The sequence below is a fragment of the Kineococcus sp. NPDC059986 genome, assembly GCF_040702905.1.
GTDB lineage: Bacteria > Actinomycetota > Actinomycetes > Actinomycetales > Kineococcaceae > Kineococcus.
Genome location: NZ_JBFBND010000078.1, coordinates 1 through 1,402 on the forward strand (window position 1 = coordinate 1; position 1,402 = coordinate 1,402).

The following is a 1,402-nucleotide window of genomic DNA, read 5'->3' on the forward strand; positions in this document are numbered from 1 at the left end:
GAGGTCCTTCGAAGCATCACGCGGTGGCCGCCTTCTACGTCTCAGCCACGCCGGTCAGCGGGGGTGGTCATACACCACTCTGGTGGACTCCACTGAAGGCGGACAAGGAGTACTTGACGTCCGATCATCTCGCCCTCCGTGCTGCTTCCGTCAGCAGCACAGCTGCGAAGATCGAGATGTGGAACACCCCCCAGACAGCAACCGTCATGTCCGCCGTTGGCCCACGCTCTTGCTCGGCGCATCGCTGGCTCTGATCGCCGTCGCGTTGCTGATGGTGGCCCACCACCACGAGTCCAAGATCGTCCTCGGAGCCATCCTGGCCGCGTTGCTCGTGGGTTGGGTCCCTGCGGCCGCCTTCGGGCGTCTGACCTACTCGTGGTCTGCAGCCGACAGCCGTGGCCCCGTTGAACGCGCGGTCATCTCCGGATCTGCGATAGGCGGTGGTCTCCTGTGCGGCAACCTGCTCAGCCCTGAACCGTGGGGCATCCGCCTGCCGTCAGTGATGCTGGCTGCCTTCCTCGTCGCTGGCCTCGTCGTGTTGGTAGCTGATTGGCTGACTCGCCGCAGGCCCGAGAGGGCTGAGCACCGGGCCTGAGCGTGGCCCCACGCCTCCGCAGCGGACCGCACGGTCATCCCGCGGTGCGAGGACGCCAGGTCAGGCCGCGGTTCTCCTCAACTCACCCATCACAAGACGCCGCCTCTGAACCGGAGCCGACATGGCGGGGCCGAGTGAGGTCAGCGACGTAGCGCACCAGCACTCCCTCACCTTGAACGACCGCGATGCGCAACTCCCGCGCTGTCATCGGTGGGCGCGGGCTGAAGACCATCCCGAAGTCCGACCCCTGGTGGGGTCCCAGAGACGTGTACGACGTGCCGAGGTCGTCTTCGAGCTCCACCCCAACTCCTCCTGCACCAACCTCGACTCCGTCGACGATGTCGATTCCGATCGAGGTGCCGCTGGCTGTACTCACCTCGACCAACGTCAGCCAGCTTTCTGAGGGATTGCCCTCCACCTGAACAAAGTCGAACACCCTCTTGGGGCATCGCGTCACCGTCACCTGGTACTCACGGTCGAGGTGACCGGTGTCCACCCCCCACGTGATGGAGTCCTCATCGCGTGCAAGCTCGAACGTGCGTCGCTGGCCGCGGTGATTGCCCTCGGCGGTGATCACCGCCCACAGCTCATCCCGCTCGGGATCCCAGAACGGTGACTGTCCAGAAGGCATCCCCGCACGGTAGGCCGCAGCGGCACGCTCGGCAGCTGTCTTCGAAGACGTCACGGTCATCCCGCGGTGCGCGCGAAGCACACGGTCATCCCGCGGTGCGCGCGAAGCACACGGTCATCCCGCGGTGCGCGCGAAGCACACGGTCATCCCGCGGTGCGCGCGAAGCACACGGTCAT

The 1,402-nt window shown here is 66.0% G+C and carries 2 protein-coding genes; one reads left to right on the forward strand and one right to left on the reverse strand.

The genetic code is table 11. The features are described from left to right. The first annotated feature begins 178 nt into the window (after positions 1-178). Positions 179-595 (forward strand): hypothetical protein, encoded by a 417-nt coding sequence (locus tag AB0637_RS24935; protein ID WP_366175480.1) that lies wholly within the window; start codon positions 179-181, stop codon positions 593-595. Positions 596-677: 82 nt separating this feature from the next. On the opposite strand, the gene AB0637_RS24940 is transcribed toward AB0637_RS24935, so the two are convergent. After that, positions 678-1,226, reverse strand: a complete 549-nt coding sequence (locus AB0637_RS24940) for a hypothetical protein (RefSeq protein ID WP_366175481.1) — start codon at positions 1,224-1,226, stop codon at positions 678-680. Positions 1,227-1,402 lie beyond the last annotated feature (176 nt).